General features: G+C 68.8%; 11 protein-coding genes. 8 read left to right on the top strand and 3 right to left on the bottom strand.

From position 1 onward, the window contains the following. Positions 1–90: 90 nt before the first annotated feature. From AB0F51_RS04410 to AB0F51_RS04400, 3 genes are all read left to right on the top strand, one after another. Positions 91–960 (top strand): helix-turn-helix transcriptional regulator, encoded by an 870-nt coding sequence (locus tag AB0F51_RS04410; protein WP_360273828.1) that lies wholly within the window; start codon positions 91–93, stop codon positions 958–960. 67 nt (positions 961–1,027) lie between these two features. Then, positions 1,028–1,369, top strand: coding sequence for a YciI family protein (locus tag AB0F51_RS04405; RefSeq protein ID WP_360273825.1), 342 nt, complete (start codon positions 1,028–1,030; stop codon positions 1,367–1,369). A gap of 1 nt (position 1,370) precedes the next feature. Continuing rightward, complete coding sequence (locus AB0F51_RS04400) at positions 1,371–2,615, top strand: RNA polymerase sigma factor (protein ID WP_360273823.1); 1,245 nt, start codon at positions 1,371–1,373, stop codon at positions 2,613–2,615. Here AB0F51_RS04400 and AB0F51_RS04395 read toward each other — a convergent pair. Together AB0F51_RS04395 and AB0F51_RS04390 are read right to left on the bottom strand one after the other, a co-directional pair. Further along, entirely contained in the window at positions 2,608–4,638 is a 2,031-nt protein-coding gene (locus AB0F51_RS04395) for a DUF1906 domain-containing protein (RefSeq protein ID WP_360273820.1), read from the bottom strand. The two genes, AB0F51_RS04400 and AB0F51_RS04395, sit on opposite strands and share 8 nt — an antisense overlap. Positions 4,639–4,826: 188 nt before the next feature. Then, entirely contained in the window at positions 4,827–5,723 is an 897-nt protein-coding gene (locus AB0F51_RS04390; protein ID WP_360273817.1) for a helix-turn-helix transcriptional regulator, read from the bottom strand. A gap of 193 nt (positions 5,724–5,916) precedes the next feature. Here AB0F51_RS04390 and AB0F51_RS04385 point away from each other — a divergent pair, with 193 nt between their 5' ends. From AB0F51_RS04385 to AB0F51_RS04365, 5 genes are all read left to right on the top strand, one after another. After that, a complete protein-coding gene (locus tag AB0F51_RS04385) occupies positions 5,917–6,537 on the top strand; it encodes a papain-like cysteine protease family protein (RefSeq protein WP_360273814.1) in 621 nt (206 codons plus the stop codon). 3 nt (positions 6,538–6,540) lie between these two features. Beyond that, entirely contained in the window at positions 6,541–7,335 is a 795-nt protein-coding gene (locus tag AB0F51_RS04380) for a hypothetical protein (protein WP_360273811.1), read from the top strand. Between the two features lie 434 nt (positions 7,336–7,769). Continuing rightward, positions 7,770–9,896 carry a DEAD/DEAH box helicase gene (locus AB0F51_RS04375; RefSeq protein ID WP_360273808.1) on the top strand — a complete coding sequence of 709 codons (2,127 nt, stop codon included), beginning with the start codon at positions 7,770–7,772 and terminating at the stop codon, positions 9,894–9,896. Positions 9,897–10,111: 215 nt separating this feature from the next. Continuing rightward, a complete protein-coding gene (locus tag AB0F51_RS04370; RefSeq protein ID WP_360273805.1) occupies positions 10,112–11,311 on the top strand; it encodes an MFS transporter in 1,200 nt (399 codons plus the stop codon). A 113-nt stretch (positions 11,312–11,424) separates the two neighbouring features. Continuing rightward, positions 11,425–12,900 carry an amidohydrolase family protein gene (locus AB0F51_RS04365; protein ID WP_360273802.1) on the top strand — a complete coding sequence of 492 codons (1,476 nt, stop codon included), beginning with the start codon at positions 11,425–11,427 and terminating at the stop codon, positions 12,898–12,900. Between the two features lie 7 nt (positions 12,901–12,907). Here AB0F51_RS04365 and AB0F51_RS04360 read toward each other — a convergent pair whose 3' ends face one another. Beyond that, on the bottom strand, positions 12,908–13,933 hold the full coding sequence (locus AB0F51_RS04360) for a hypothetical protein (protein WP_360273799.1): 1,026 nt from the start codon (positions 13,931–13,933) through the stop codon (positions 12,908–12,910). Positions 13,934–14,017 lie beyond the last annotated feature (84 nt).

Genomic DNA, 14,017 nt, shown 5'->3' with positions numbered 1-14,017 from the left:
AACTATATAAGCAATTTAAATAAATGTCTCATGCATTCGGCTAGAGATCTTCGCTAGAACATATGTTCGATAATGAGGTAACATCGGGGTATGGCTGGGCGGAGTGAGGCGGGGCCCACCGCGTTGCGGATCATGTTGGGTGCGCATCTGCGGCGGTTGCGGGAGCGCGCCGAGCTGACCCGGGCCGAGGCCGGGTGGGCGATCCGGGCGTCCGAGTCGAAGATCAGCCGGATGGAGCTCGGCCGGGTCGGGTTCAAGCAGCGCGACGTCGAAGACCTGCTCACCCTGTACTCCGTGACGCAGGCGGGCGAGCGCGAGCGGCTACTGCAGCTGGCCAAAGATGCGAACAACCGCGGCTGGTGGCATCGCTACAACGATGTCACCCCGGACTGGTTCGACGCGTACCTCGGCCTGGAGGCGGCGGCTGATCTCATCCGCACCTACGAGGTCCAGTTCGTGCCCGGCCTGTTGCAGACCCCGGAGTACACGAGGGCCGTTGCCAGGCTCACCTCCGGCACCGAGCGCTCGGCGGAAGAGCTCGACCGGATCGTGGCGTTGCGCAAGACCCGTCAGGCCGTGCTCGACCGCGATCCCCCGCTGCGACTCTGGGCGGTGATCGAGGAGTCGGTGCTGCACCGTCCGATCGGCGGTCCGCAGGTACTACGCGACCAGCTGTCCGCGTTGCTCCAAGCGATCCAGCGGCCCAACGTCACCTTGCAGATCATCCCGCTGGGCAGTGCCGGCCATGCGGCGACGGCCGGCGCGTTCAGCGTGCTGCGCTTTCCCCAGGCGGATCTGCCCGACGTCGTCTACCTGGAGCACCTGACCAGCGCGCTGTATCTCGACAAACGCGACGACCTCGACACCTACACCCACGTCCTGGACAGTCTCACCGTCTCCGCTCCCCCGCCACGGCAGGCCGAGGAGCAGCTCACCGCAATCCTCCGGCAGCTCGACTAGATTTCAAGCTGCGACCCTGTCCGTTCGGGATGATCCCGTTCGTCGGTCAGGTGAAGGAGGCGATCTGATGAAGTATCTGCTGATGATCTGCGGCGACGAGTCTGCCGCGGAGCACGCCAACGACGGCTGCGGCGGCTGGTCCGAGGAGATGGAGCAGCGAGGTGTCGTGCGGGGCGGCGCCGGGCTCGCACCGCCCACCGACGCGACCACCGTGCGCGTGCGGGACGACAACCTGCTGCTGACCGACGGCCCGTTCGCCGAGACCAAGGAGATGATCGGCGGCTTCGTGCTGATCGAGTGCGCCGACCTGGACGAGGCGATCGAGATCGCGGCGAAACACCCGGCCGCCGGGTACGGCACGATCGAGATCCGCCCGGTCATCGACGGCCCACCGGCGGGCGTCCACTGAGGTGGTCCCGTCGGATCCGGTCGAGGAGGCCGTCGGCCAGGCGTTCCGGGAAGAGTGGGGCCAGGTCGTCGCGCTGCTGATCCGGGTCACCGGCGACTGGGATCTGGCCGAGGAATGCGCCCAGGATGCGTTCGCCACCGCGTTGGAGCGCTGGCCGCGCGACGGCATCCCGAACCGTCCCGGCGCGTGGCTGACCACGACTGCCCGCAACCGCGCCATCGACCGGCTGCGTCGCGAGGCGGTCGGCGCCGCGAAGTTACGAGAGGTGGCTGCGATGGTCGACGACGTAGTACAGGTGTCTCCGGCTGACTCCGACGACGTGCCGGACGAGCGGTTGCGGTTGATGTTCACGTGTTGTCACCCGGCGCTGGCGATCGAGGCGCGGGTCGCGCTCACCCTGCGAACGCTCGCCGGGCTCGGCACCGGAGAGATCGCCCGGGCGTTCCTGGTCTCCGAGCAGACGATGCAGAAACGGATCGCCCGGGCCAAGCAGAAAATCCGGAACGCGGCCATCCCGTACCGCGTGCCGCCGGCGCATCTGCTGCCCGAACGGACTCCCGCCGTACTGGCCGTGCTCTACCTGCTCTTCAACGAGGGCTACACCGCAACGACCGGAGCAGACCTCATACGCCGAAGCCTCAGCGCCGAAGCGATCCGCTTGACCCGGGTGCTCGCCCACCTGATGCCGGACGAACCCGAGGTGTCCGGCCTGCTCGCGTTGATGCTGCTGCACGACGCGCGCAGCGACACCCGGCAGGACGCCGAAGGCATCCTGATCCCTTTGGAGGAACAGGACCGGACGCGCTGGAACGCGCCGATGATTGCCGAAGGCATCGAAATCCTCGAGACCGCGCTCCGGCGGCGCGAGCCCGGCGCCTACCAGATCCAGGCCGCCATCGCCGCCTGTCATGCCACCGCACAATCCACCGCCGACACCGACTGGCCACAGATCGCCGGCCTCTACAACCAACTGGCGCGCTATGTGCCTTCGCCGGTGGTTCGCCTCAACCAAGCGGTCGCGATCGGGATGGCCGAAGGGCCGGCCGCCGGCCTGCTGCTGGTCGACGAACTGGTTGCCTCCGGCACCTTGACGGAGTACCACCTGCTGCCGGCCACCCGGGCCGATCTCCTCCGCCGGGCCGGCCGCTATCCCGAAGCCGCCCAGGCTTACCGCGACGCCCTCACGAAGGCGATCACGGAGCCCGAGCGCGCTTTTCTCCGGCGGAGGATCGACGAGGTCAGCTGACGGTCATCACCTTGGACGGGGTCTGCGTTCCCGCGTGATCGGCGTCGGCGAACCAGACCACCCGGTACGTGTAGGTCCCGCGAACGGTCGGCTTGATGGCGAACGCGAACTTCCCGTTCGTGGCCAGCTTGACCGAGGTCACCCCGACCCAGCTCGTACCGGATTTGCGCTGCAGGTACGCGGTCGTACCGGCGTGCGGCGGATTGAGGTAGCCGTACAGCAACGCCGTCGCACCCAACTTGAGCGTGGCCGGCAGGTACCCCGACATGGCCGGGCGGACCGGCACCAAGGTGGCCGCGCTGCGCGAGCCGAGCAGGTCACCCGAGCCGTTGTAGCCCCACATGTAGTACGTCGAGACGGCCGGCTTCTGGACCGAGCTCACGATGCCGGTGCTCGACGACGTCACCGTCGCGACCGCCTGCCACTTCGACGCGGTAACGGCCTTCGCATACAGAGTCACCGGTACGCCGGACAGGTAGCCGCCATTGTCCCGGCGAGTGGCACGGCTGCTCAGCGTCACTGAGCCGGTGTACATGATCGAGGTCGGGCTGGCCCCGATGCTGACGTTGGTACCAGCCAAGTAGGTGTCCGCCGCCGGGCCGACCTTGCCGTAGTTGTCCTTCACCCAGGCGCGGAAGCTGTAGCTGACCGCGTTGGCCAGCCCAGTGGCGGTCGCCACGCTGCCGGTACCCGCGTACACCGCAGTACCGAGTGTCGGTGAAGCCGGCGGGGTGGCGCCGGTGTTCCGGCGGACGATGACCTGTCCGAGCTTGGTACCGGCCGGGATGGTCCACTTCAGTGCGGCCGTCCCGGTTGCGCCAGTGGCGTCGAACCCCGTGACAGGGGCTGGCGGTGCCGTCAGGTTGAGCGCGTTGCGGTCAATGTCCATCGTCACACCGCCGTGCGTCTCCGTGACGTCACCGGCGTGCTGGTGAACGCGTTGATGGTTCGGCCAGTAGGTGTCCGGGATGAACCGGCTACTGCCAGGCGTCGTGTTGTAGTGCGCGAACCACAGGTTGTCCGGGCGCTTGTAAGCCGTGTTGTTGTACTCGGCCACGAGGTCCGCGCCACCGGACGAAGCGTTGACGTAGGCGCCACCGACGTAGCCCCGCGCGTTGAGCTCCTCGGTCCAGCCGCTCAGGTACGACACGACGGCGGCCCTGCAGGAGGCGGTCGACACGTAGTACTCGATGTCGCTGTAGATGGCGCTTCGCTGGGCGAAGCCGAGTGCCTGCGCCGCGGCTACCGCGTTGATGGCTGCGTTGCGGCCCTGCGCCCGCGCGGTCGCGGGAACCGAAGACATCAGGTTCGTGTACGTCGTGCACGGTGGCTGCAGGCCTACGTCGATCAGGAGGAACTGCCAGCCCTTGGCCGCGTTCGTGGCAACCCAGTCAGGCGTCAGGTTCGCCTGGGTCTTGCATCCCCGGCTAGCGCCACTGGTGTAGATGCCGACGGCCTTGTACGGCGACGCCGGGTACAGCCACGCGTCCACCTCAGCCTGTGTCGGCGCCTCACACTTGTCGAAGCCAGGCGCGGCGATAGAGCCGGTGGCCACGATCGACGGCGCGGCCGCGACTGCCTGCGGCGCCACTCGAGCCGACTGCGACTTCGAAGTCACGCGGCCGGTGCTCAGGAGCTTGCGGGCCGTCTGCTCCGCGCCGACTGGGTAGTACGCCGTGGCGAGAACGCCTGCGTCCTCGACTGCGACCTGCAGCGCGCCCTCGGTGGACTTGGCGGCCTTGGTCAGCGGCTCGAGCACCAGCCCTTCGCTGCCGCCGATGAGGCGCGCGGGACAGTCAGCCTGGCCGGTACTGCGGCCCAGGTAGACGGCTGGACGGTCGAAACGCACACAGGCGGTCGGGTTCTTGGCCAGGTCCACCACCGGCCAGCTGGCCGGGACGGTCACCTGGTACCCGTGGTACGAGATGGTCTGGTCGGTGGCGCCGTCGGCGGCCGCCCCGCCCAGCAGTCCCCCGACCAGCGCAACAGCAGCGGAAAGTACGACAGGTCTTACTAGCCTCACCAAAGCTCCTCACGAAGACGAACGGCTGCGCAGAAATGTGACCGCCCGCCCCACATCCCCCAGCCCTACCCCAATCAAAGGCGAGCCGCGCACGGCCTGTCGAATAGCCGCAACGACTCACCTCGATGCCCGGAGCCTATCGGCGCCGCCGGCTGGAACGGCCGCCACCCAGTTGCAGGTTCCTGCAACTAGTCCCATTCCCAGTCGATCCCGATCACGCCACGAGGAGCCGCCGGTACGACGACGTGGACCCGGCCGTCGGGCGTCATCATCAACTCACGGCGCAGTACGTCGGGCCCACCCGAGTGGTGCCGGCGGAACTCGGTGACCCGGACCGGCATCGCCTCCCGGTGGAACTGGATCTCCAGGACGTGATGAGTGCCGGCCCATTCGTGGAAGCGGAAGTACTGCGTCGACGGGAAGCCGTTGAGGTCGGCGATCTCGTAGTGGACGACCGCGGTGTCTCCGACGGTCAGGGTGCGATCGAGCAGCAGTTCGCCGAGTACCGCGCCGCCCTCGGGATCGCGAGCGACTCGACCGGTCCGGCAGCCGGTCAGGCCGCGCGGCACGATCTTGGCCGCATCCGAGCCGGGCTCGCCCTGGTGGACCACGATCTGGCGGTCGGCCTCGCGGACCGCCACCATCGTCTGGATCACCCGCTTCGCGGTCAGGCTGTGGTCCGCCCCGATGACGATCTCCTCCACCACTGTGACGCTGCGCAGCCGGCCGTGGGCATCCCGGCGTACCTCGTCCAGCAGCCGGGTGAGAGTCGACGCGTTCGCGACCACGGCGTACGGGCGGGTGGGTGCCTCGACAGCGGGCGGGATGCGGACCGCGAGCCAGCCGGTCGGCAGGTCCAACAGTTCTTCCAGTGCGGTGACGACCGCGAGTGATCCGGTTCGGGGATGCCGGCTGCCGTTCTGCCAGGTGCTGAGCGTGGCCACCCCGACGTGGAGGCCACGGTCGGCGAGCCGGGCCTGGATCCGGTTCAGGGCCAGCCCGCGGTGCGCGATCGCCGCTCTGAGCGCGTCGGCGAACGGCGCCTCCGGGCCGACGTCGGGCACGTGGGTCCGCGCTTGCGTCATCGTCCGCTCCCTCGCCGAGCCAGGTCGGCGTCAGTGTAAACGTTCACACCTCCGCCCGGCAGCCGCCGGCCTTCCGCCGTTCACCCGGCGGCGGCCGTTCACAGCGGCCGTTCGGCGATCGAGCGAGTGCTTGTCCTGGCGTGAGCGGGTGATCACGATGAGTGCCCTCACCGCCCCAGTGAAGGAGGCCCCCATGAGGAGGGTCAGAACACCCCGGACCACGTCGTGGCTCGCGGCAACCATCGTGAGCACGGCCATGCTGCTGTCCCTCGCGCCGGCCGCGTCCGCGACCGCCACCGTCAACGCCCCGGCGCCGGTCACCGAGACCGTCCTTGCCAGCCGCTACCTGAACGTCACCGGTCAGGCGCAGCAGAAGTCCAACTGGTGCTGGGCCGCCACCGGCAACAGCATCGCGGCGTACTACGGCTACAACTACTCGCAGAACCAGTTCTGCAACCTGGCCTTCGGCTACAGCATGAACGCCACCTGCCCGAACGACCAGGCGACCCTGGGCAACGACCAGCGCGCGTTCCGGGCGATCGGCATCAGCGCCGGCAGCTACATCAGCGGCACGCTCAGCTTCAGCGGCCTGGTCACCGAGATCAACGCCAGCCGCCCGGTGATGACCCGGATCGGCTGGAAGTCCGGCGGCGGTCACATGATGGACATCATCGGCTACGACTCCGCCGACTCCACGATCGAGTACTACGACCCGTGGGGCAGCAATCCCCGGTACAACTACTCGACCTACAACTGGTACCGGAACAACACCCAGTTCTCCTGGACGCACTCGCTCTACCGGATCGGAGCCTGAGCCATGAAGCCCCTGAAGCAGCTCGTACTGCGTACGGCGGCCGGCCTGGTCGGCACCTTCCTCGCCTTCTCGGGCGCCGCGACAGTCGCGTCTGCAGCGGCCGGCCCCGGTCCCGACCTCGCCGCGGCCAGGTCCGCCGCCCACTCGACCGAAGCGGCCCAACTGCTGAACAAGGTCGCCCAGCGCACCGCGACCGCCAAGAGCGCGGCCGGCTCGAAGCTTGCCGTCCAGCAGGACACCATCCCGGTGTACGCGCTGAGCGCCGACTTCGTCCGCACCAGGACCGGCGACGTCGGCACCCTCTGGTACGTCGCCACCCCGGCCGCGAAGGGCAGCACCCAGCTGACCGTCTTCACCGCGCCTGACCAGGCCGGCGCCTGGCACCCGGTGAACGTTGCCACGGGCAACACCGAGGCGAAGCTGGCCGCGTCGGCGCGGGGTGCCAGGCTGCTCACCGAGCCGCAGCTCGGGGCCTGGTACGCCGTCACCGGCAACACGCTGCGTGCCCTCAACCCGGAGGCGATCGCGGCGATCGGTAGCAGCCCGATCACTCTCAAGACCTATGGCCAACTGGTCCACGCCCGGTACGCCGACAAGCAGGCTGACAGCGCCTACAACGAGAACGGCGCCGCCGGCGGCTACGACGTGACCGCCAGCACCTCCACCTCAGGAGAAAGCAGCCCTGGAGAAAGCCCCTGGCTGCTCCTGGCAGCCGGCGGCACCCTGATCGCCGTCGCCCTAACCGTCAGCACCATCACCACCCGCCGCCGCCACACCACCCACCCCCGAGCCGCCTGACCTCCAGCCGCCTAGCTGCGCCGACCCCGAGTCGCCCGACCCGGGGTCGGCTCACTCCGAGCCGCTTGTGTCCGAGACCCCTCCGTCGGATGCAAGCGGCTTTCGGCGGTCCGGCAGGAAATCGGTGGCCCGGAATGTTGTGCTGACCCGAGTGCGGCTACGATTGGTGTCAGCACCGAACCTCGGCGACGCCTCAGGCGACGCCGATCACCTCGTAACGGCTGCGCTCGCCGACCGGTACCGACCATCGTTGGCCGGCAGCCAGCCCCGCCGGAACCGATGTCTCGACCGCTCGCAGCAGCGGTGAACCCGAGCCGCCTAGCCGATCGGCCGGCCCGGACCACCTGCCGCGACGTCTTGCCGGCCACGCGAGGGCGTGCGGTGCCGCCGTACCGCCACGGCAAACACGCCGTGGCAGTTTTGAGGAGGAAAGTTTGGCCCGACGAGGCCAGCGCCAGCCCGGCGCCCGGCGTACTGCTGCTCCGAACCGCCGGCGTCCTGCCAAGGATGCCGAGGGGATCATCCCGGTGCTCGCCCGCGCGGTCCGCGAGATCGAGGCAGCCGTCGAGCGCTCGAACGTGCAGCCGTCGGTCCGCACCAAGTTCCAGGTCGTCGCGCTGCTGGTCCGCGAGGAGCGGGCCCGCGTCAACGCCGACAGCAAGGCGACCGAGGCCTACCGGACCACCCAGCTGCGCCGCCTCGACGGTCTCGCCACCATCCTCGCCAAGAGCGCCGCGCTCGAGCCGTCCCTGCTCGCGCTACTCGCCGAGGACGCTGTCGTCTCCGAGAGCGCTGCCGCGCTCAAGCGCGAGATGCTGCGTGCCGCCGGTGAGGAGCCGGCCCAGGTCGAGCCCACAGTCACTGAAACGACGACGACGGCCGCCCCGCCGCCACGGCAGGTCGTGCCGCAGTCGGTCGTCTCACGGCAGCTCGCCAACCCCTTCCTCGCGCCGGACTTCAGCGCGGCCGCTGCCATCCCCCGCCCTCCGCAGGTACGCCGCCTGTCCGGCTGGGAACTCATCGGGCCGCTGCTCAAGTCCTTCGAGTACGCCGCCGCTTCGGCGAGCAAGTCACTACCCGAGCCGGACTCCCTGCAACTACCCGGCGGCCGGGAGCTGATGCCGCACCAGGCGCAACTCGTCGCAGCCGCCGCGGCCGGGCACCGAACCTTCCTGCTGGCCGACGAGCCCGGTCTGGGCAAGACGGCGCAGGCACTGCTCGCTGCGCAGGCGGCGAACGCGTACCCGCTACTGGTCGTCGTACCGAACGTCGTCAAGACCAACTGGGCCCGCGAGGCCGGGATCTGGACGCCGAAGCGGGTCGCGACCGTGATCCAGGGTGACGGCGACACGATCGACGGCTTCGCCGACATCGTCATCGTCAACTACGAGGTGCTCGACCGGCACGTCGGCTGGCTCGGCGACCTCGGCCTGCGCGGCATGGTGGTCGACGAGGCGCACTTCATCAAGAACAAGAAGTCGCAGCGCTCCCGCAACGTGCTGCAACTGTCCGAGCGGATCCAGCAGCGGACCCTGCGTCCGCTGCTGATGGCGCTGACCGGTACGCCGCTGATCAACGACATCGAGGACTTCAAGGCGATCTGGCAGTACCTCGGCTGGATCGACGAGAAGGCACCGCGCGCCGAGCTACTGGCCAAGCTCGACGAGACCGACCTGACCCCGGCCGACCCCGGCTTCTACGCGGCCGCCCGGTCCTGCGTGATCGACATGGGCATCGTGCGCCGCCGCAAGGTCGACGTCGCCACCGACATCCCGGCCCGCCGGATCGCCGACCTGCCGGTCGAGCTCGACGGCGCCGTCGGCCGCTCGATCCGGGCCGCCGAACGCGAACTGGCCGACCGCCTCGTCGCGCGGTACGAGACCGCGCTCGCCACCCGCAGCTCCGGTGTCACGGTCGAAGGCATCGACCACGACCTGGTCCGCCAGGTGGCCGGGTGGGAACGCAGCGAACAGGCCAAGGCGAAGACCGGTGACAACATCTTCAGCCTGGTCCGCCGGATCGGTCAGGCGAAGGCCGGGCTGGCCGCCGACTACGCCGCGCAGCTCGCGCACAACGTCGGCAAGGTGGTCTTCTTCGCCCGGCACATCGAGGTGATGGACACCGCCGAGGAGCTGTTCACCGAGCGCGGCATCCGGTTCGCCTCGATCCGCGGCGACCAGACCCCGAAGAAGCGCCAGCAGAACATCGACGCCTTCGTCAACGATCCCGAGGTCTCCATCGCGGTCTGCTCGCTGCTGACCGCCGGCGTCGGCCTCAACCTGCAGGTCTCCTCGAACGTCGTCCTGGCCGAGCTGTCCTGGACCAACGCCGAGCAGACCCAGGCCATCGACCGGGTGCACCGGATCGGCCAGGAAGAACCCGTCACGGCCTGGCGCATCATCGCGGCGCAGACCATCGACACCCGGATCGCCGACCTGATCGACACCAAGGCCGGCCTGGCCGCCCGAGCCCTCGACGGCTCCGACGAAGAAGTAACCTCCTCCGCCGACCTCCAACTAGAAGCCCTGATAACCCTCCTCACCAACGCCCTGGAGTCCTAAGCGCCTGGTGTTAGGGTCGCTGCAGTTGCTCGGGTCCGCCTTGGCCTGGGTTTGATGGATTGTTCCGCTCGGTGTTGGGGGCGGCGGTGAGGGCGCGTGTCCCGTCTTGCCGCAGTTCTGGATGTCCCCTGGCGGGCCACGGGTCGCACCTTCCGTAGTACAGGCGCCGGCGACTCCGGGTGGCTCGCCCCGCTGGGCGGAGACGAAGGACACTCGTGCCTCCAGCCACCACCGGCTACCGTTCCGTACTGCGTACTCCGGGAGCCGCCGCCTTCTTCCTGACCGCAGCCGTCGGCCGTGTCGGCATCGCCATGACAGGCCTCGGCCTGGTCTGGCTGCTGCACGCCCGCACCGGCTCCTACACCACAGCAGGCCTCGCCACTGCCGGCTTCGCTCTAGCTGAAGCTCTCATCGGCCCACAGTCGGCCCGCCTGATCGACCGCTTCGGCCAGACCCGAGTACTACCGTTCTGCCTCCTAGCCCACGGCACAGCCGTCGCCGGCGTCCTGGCCTCCACCACTCAGGTCACAGCGATCGTCGCCGCCGCCTGCGCCGGCGCAGCCGTCCCTCAACTCGGTGCCCTCTCCGCGGCCCGCTGGGCTCACCTACTACGCAGCGACCGCGCCGACGAACTCCCCAGCGCCTTCTCCCTCGAATCACTAGCCAACGCCACCGCCTTCCTCCTCGGCCCTGTCCTGGTCACCGCCCTCGGCGCCAGCGGCAACACCACCCTGGCCACCGCCATGGCCGCGGCCCTGATCCTCGGCGGAGGCGCAGCACTAGCCGCCCAACACCAGACAGCGCCAAAGCCTGAGCGTGGCAGCGCCCGTGGCGAACGCTCCTCGCTACTCCAGCCGACCTTCCTCATCCTGGCCCTGCTCAACGTCGCCATCGGCCTGTACTTCGGAACGATGGGTGTCTCCGTCTCAGCCTTCGCAATCAGCCACGACATCCCAGTTGCAGCAGCTCCGATCATCGCCGCCGCCAGCCTCACCGGCCTGCTCTCCGGCTGGTACTACGGCCTGCGGCGGCGCACCACCCCGGCGCAGCGGCAACTCGTCATCGCCACCACCTACCTGACCGGCGCCAGCCTGCTGCTCCCCCTCGCGCCCTCCGCACTCTGGCTCGGCGTGGCCGTCGTCGCCGCGGAAGCCGCAGTACCGCCGATCCTTGTCCTGCTGAACGTGCTGACCGAGAAGACGGTCCGCCCCGCAGTCCTCACCCAGGCCTTCACCTGGAACAACTCGGCCAGCGCGGCCGGTTCGGCCCTGGCAGCTTCGCTCGCGGGACACGCCGCCGACACCTGGGGCGCATCCGCATCGCTCGCGCAGGCACCGCTCGCCGGCCTCATCCTTCTCGCGCTCTCGTTCCTCCTCTACCGCGCGATGGCGAATCAAGGAGATGCTGAGTTGTAGCCGCCACATTTGGTGAATGCGACAGATCCGAGGGCGAATGTGGTGCGGCGCGACGATGACCGCGGTGGTCGTGCTGCGCCACGATCGTCGAATCCCAGTGACGGAGGTCTTTGGTGGACACCATTCTGCGCGGCGGCCGGGTGATCGATCCCGGTACCGGCACGGACGCGATCCTGGACGTCGGCATCAGTCGCGGCCGGGTCACCGCGTTGTCCGAGTCCATCACCCAGGCCGGTGAGGCGACGGTCATCGACGTACGGGGCCTGATCGTCGGACCTGGTTTCGTCGATCTGCACAGTCACGTGCATTCGATCGCCGGTCAGCGACTCCAGGCGCTCGACGGCGTGACCACCGCGCTCGATCTCGAAGCCGGGGTGATGCCACTCCAGCGCGCGTACGACGAAGCCGCCAACGCCGGCCGACCACTCAACTACGGCTTCTCGGCATCGTGGGCGTTTGCCCGCGGACAGGTCTTGGCTGGAGTCGAGCCCGACGCGGACATGAACACCCAGCTGGCGTTGCTGGGAGACCCTCGCTGGCAACGGTCGTCGACGCCGCGGGAACTCGCGAGGTGGCTCGAACTGCTCGATGGCGAGTTGGCGGCCGGCGCGCTCGGCATCGGCGTACTGATGGGCTATGCACCGCGTTCGGACCCAGCTGAGTTTCTCGCTCTCGCGCATCTGGCGGCCAAGGCGGGAGCGCCCGCGTTCACCCATGTGCGCGAGATCGCGGAAGCCGATCCGACCACGCCGATCGACGGATCAACGGAGCTCATCCGCGCGGCCGAGGAGACCGGCGCCGCCATGCACCACTGTCACGTCAACAGCACCTCGCGCCGCCACCTCGACCAAGTGCTCGCAAGGCTGGACAACGCGCGCTCGCTGGGCGCTCCGCTGACCGTCGAGGCGTATCCCTACGGCGCAGGCAGTACCGGCATCGGCGCGTCGTTCCTCGCGCCGGACCGGATCGCCGTGATGGGTCTGACGCCGACGGACATCGTGATGGTGAACTCCGGCGAACGCATCGCCGATCTCGGCCGTCTGCGCGAGCTCCGGGCGAGCGACCCTGGTGCGCTGTGCATCGTGCACTTCCTGGACGAGGACGACACCGCCGATCGCGAGCTGTTGCAGCGCGGCCTGATCTTCCCCGACTCCATCGTCGCCAGCGACGCAATGCCTTTGTCCTGGCCCGACGGCTCCACCGACACCCGCGCGTGGCCGCTCCCACCTGGCGCCACGACCCATCCCCGAACAGCGGGCACCTTCGCAAAGTCGCTGCGCCAACTGGTTCGGGAGACCGGCCTATGGAGTTGGCCGGAAGCTTTCCGGCGCTGCTCCTACCTGCCGGCCCGGGTCCTCGACGACATCGCCCCCGACGCCCGCCGCAAGGGTCACCTCGGCATCGGGGCCGACGCCGACATCGTCGTACTGGATCCGGATGCCGTCACCGACAACGCGACGTACGCCGACTCCGCCCGCCCGTCATCGGGTGTCCGCGAACTCCTGGTCGCCGGCGTTTCCGTAGTACGCAACGGCGCCCTTGACCCCGACGCCTACCCGGGCCAACCTCTCCGCGGCCAACCCGGGTAGGTAGTCGTCAGCTGCAGCCGGTCCAAAGAACAGCCACCGTGTTCGCTCCACTGCCCAGTACGCCGGCCGCGACGTACTGACCGCCGCGGTTGAACACGTAGCGCAGGTCGGTCTCGACCGGGAAGGTGATCTCGCTGCCGTCCGCCCGCACCACCTTCGACCCCGGCTCGGCATTGGTGGACTGCGTGGCGACATCGCCACTGGTGTTCACCGAGTAGGCACCTTGGTCGTAGCTCACCACGCCTACTCCGTCAGCGGTCCAGCGCAGACCGGTGAAGTCCCAGATGGTATTGGTGATCTCATAGCCCGCGATCCACTGACCGCGGATCTCAAGGACCTCCGCATGGTCCCGCTCCTTGGCGGGCAGCTGCAACGGCAGGTCGGTCCACGACTTCCACACCACCCCCGCCTTCGGTACGCCGCGCTCCGTCCTCCGCCCGATCACGACCCCGCTGTCGGAGATGTCCACAACATCTCCCCCGCCCTCCTTCACCGGCAGCCGGCGCCACTGCTCGCCAGCCGGCTTGACGATCGGCGCCCAGTCACCGACCACCGAGTCCCACCCGTAGCCAACGATGTCGCCGCGATTGTTGATCGCAGTGAGCCGTACGTCGATCAGGCCGGCGGGCTCGGGCAACGGCACATACTCACCAGCCTGGTAGATCCAGTGCGTCCACGTGCCGTCATCCTGCTGAGTCATCCCGACCACCCGGCCGTCATTCGTGACGGAGTCCGCGATCGAGCTTGCCCGCTCCTTGTCCGGGATCAGCCACGCCGGTTTGCCATCGGTCCACAACACCGGCCGCGCGTACCCGTCGGAATGCCTCACCCGCCCGACGACATGCCGGCCGGTGTCATCCGCACCCCACACCTGACTCGCCGACGGCACCGGCGCGTCCTCAGGCAACGGCAACTTCACGTACTCACAAGCCTGCGCCGGCTTCCGAGCGCCCGGCTCAGCACTCGCCGGTCCAGCGCTCACCCCGGCGACCGCCAGGATGAGCGCTCCTGCGCCGACAGCGAATCTCCTCATATTTCCTCCCAGTCAACACACCCGATCGGCCGCCCAGCCGACAACTTCAGTGACCGCCGTGAGCACCTTGGAGTTCGTCCCCGG

Source organism: Kribbella sp. NPDC023855 (genome assembly GCF_040639475.1).
Taxonomy (GTDB): Bacteria; Actinomycetota; Actinomycetes; order Propionibacteriales; family Kribbellaceae; genus Kribbella.
Note: the sequence above shows the minus strand (reverse complement) of the source record. Positions and strands in the feature narration are given on the sequence as shown.

Bases quoted from the DNA above. Each gene is read 5' to 3' on its own strand.
- AB0F51_RS04360 (WP_360273799.1), bottom strand. From the start codon at position 13,933: ATGAGGAGATTCGCTGTCGGCGCAGGAGCGCTCATCCTGGCGGTCGCC.
- AB0F51_RS04405 (WP_360273825.1), top strand. From the start codon at position 1,028: ATGAAGTATCTGCTGATGATCTGCGGCGACGAGTCTGCCGCGGAGCAC.
- AB0F51_RS04410 (WP_360273828.1), top strand. From the start codon at position 91: ATGGCTGGGCGGAGTGAGGCGGGGCCCACCGCGTTGCGGATCATGTTG.
- AB0F51_RS04380 (WP_360273811.1), top strand. From the start codon at position 6,541: ATGAAGCCCCTGAAGCAGCTCGTACTGCGTACGGCGGCCGGCCTGGTC.
- AB0F51_RS04390 (WP_360273817.1), bottom strand. From the start codon at position 5,723: ATGACGCAAGCGCGGACCCACGTGCCCGACGTCGGCCCGGAGGCGCCG.
- AB0F51_RS04385 (WP_360273814.1), top strand. From the start codon at position 5,917: ATGAGGAGGGTCAGAACACCCCGGACCACGTCGTGGCTCGCGGCAACC.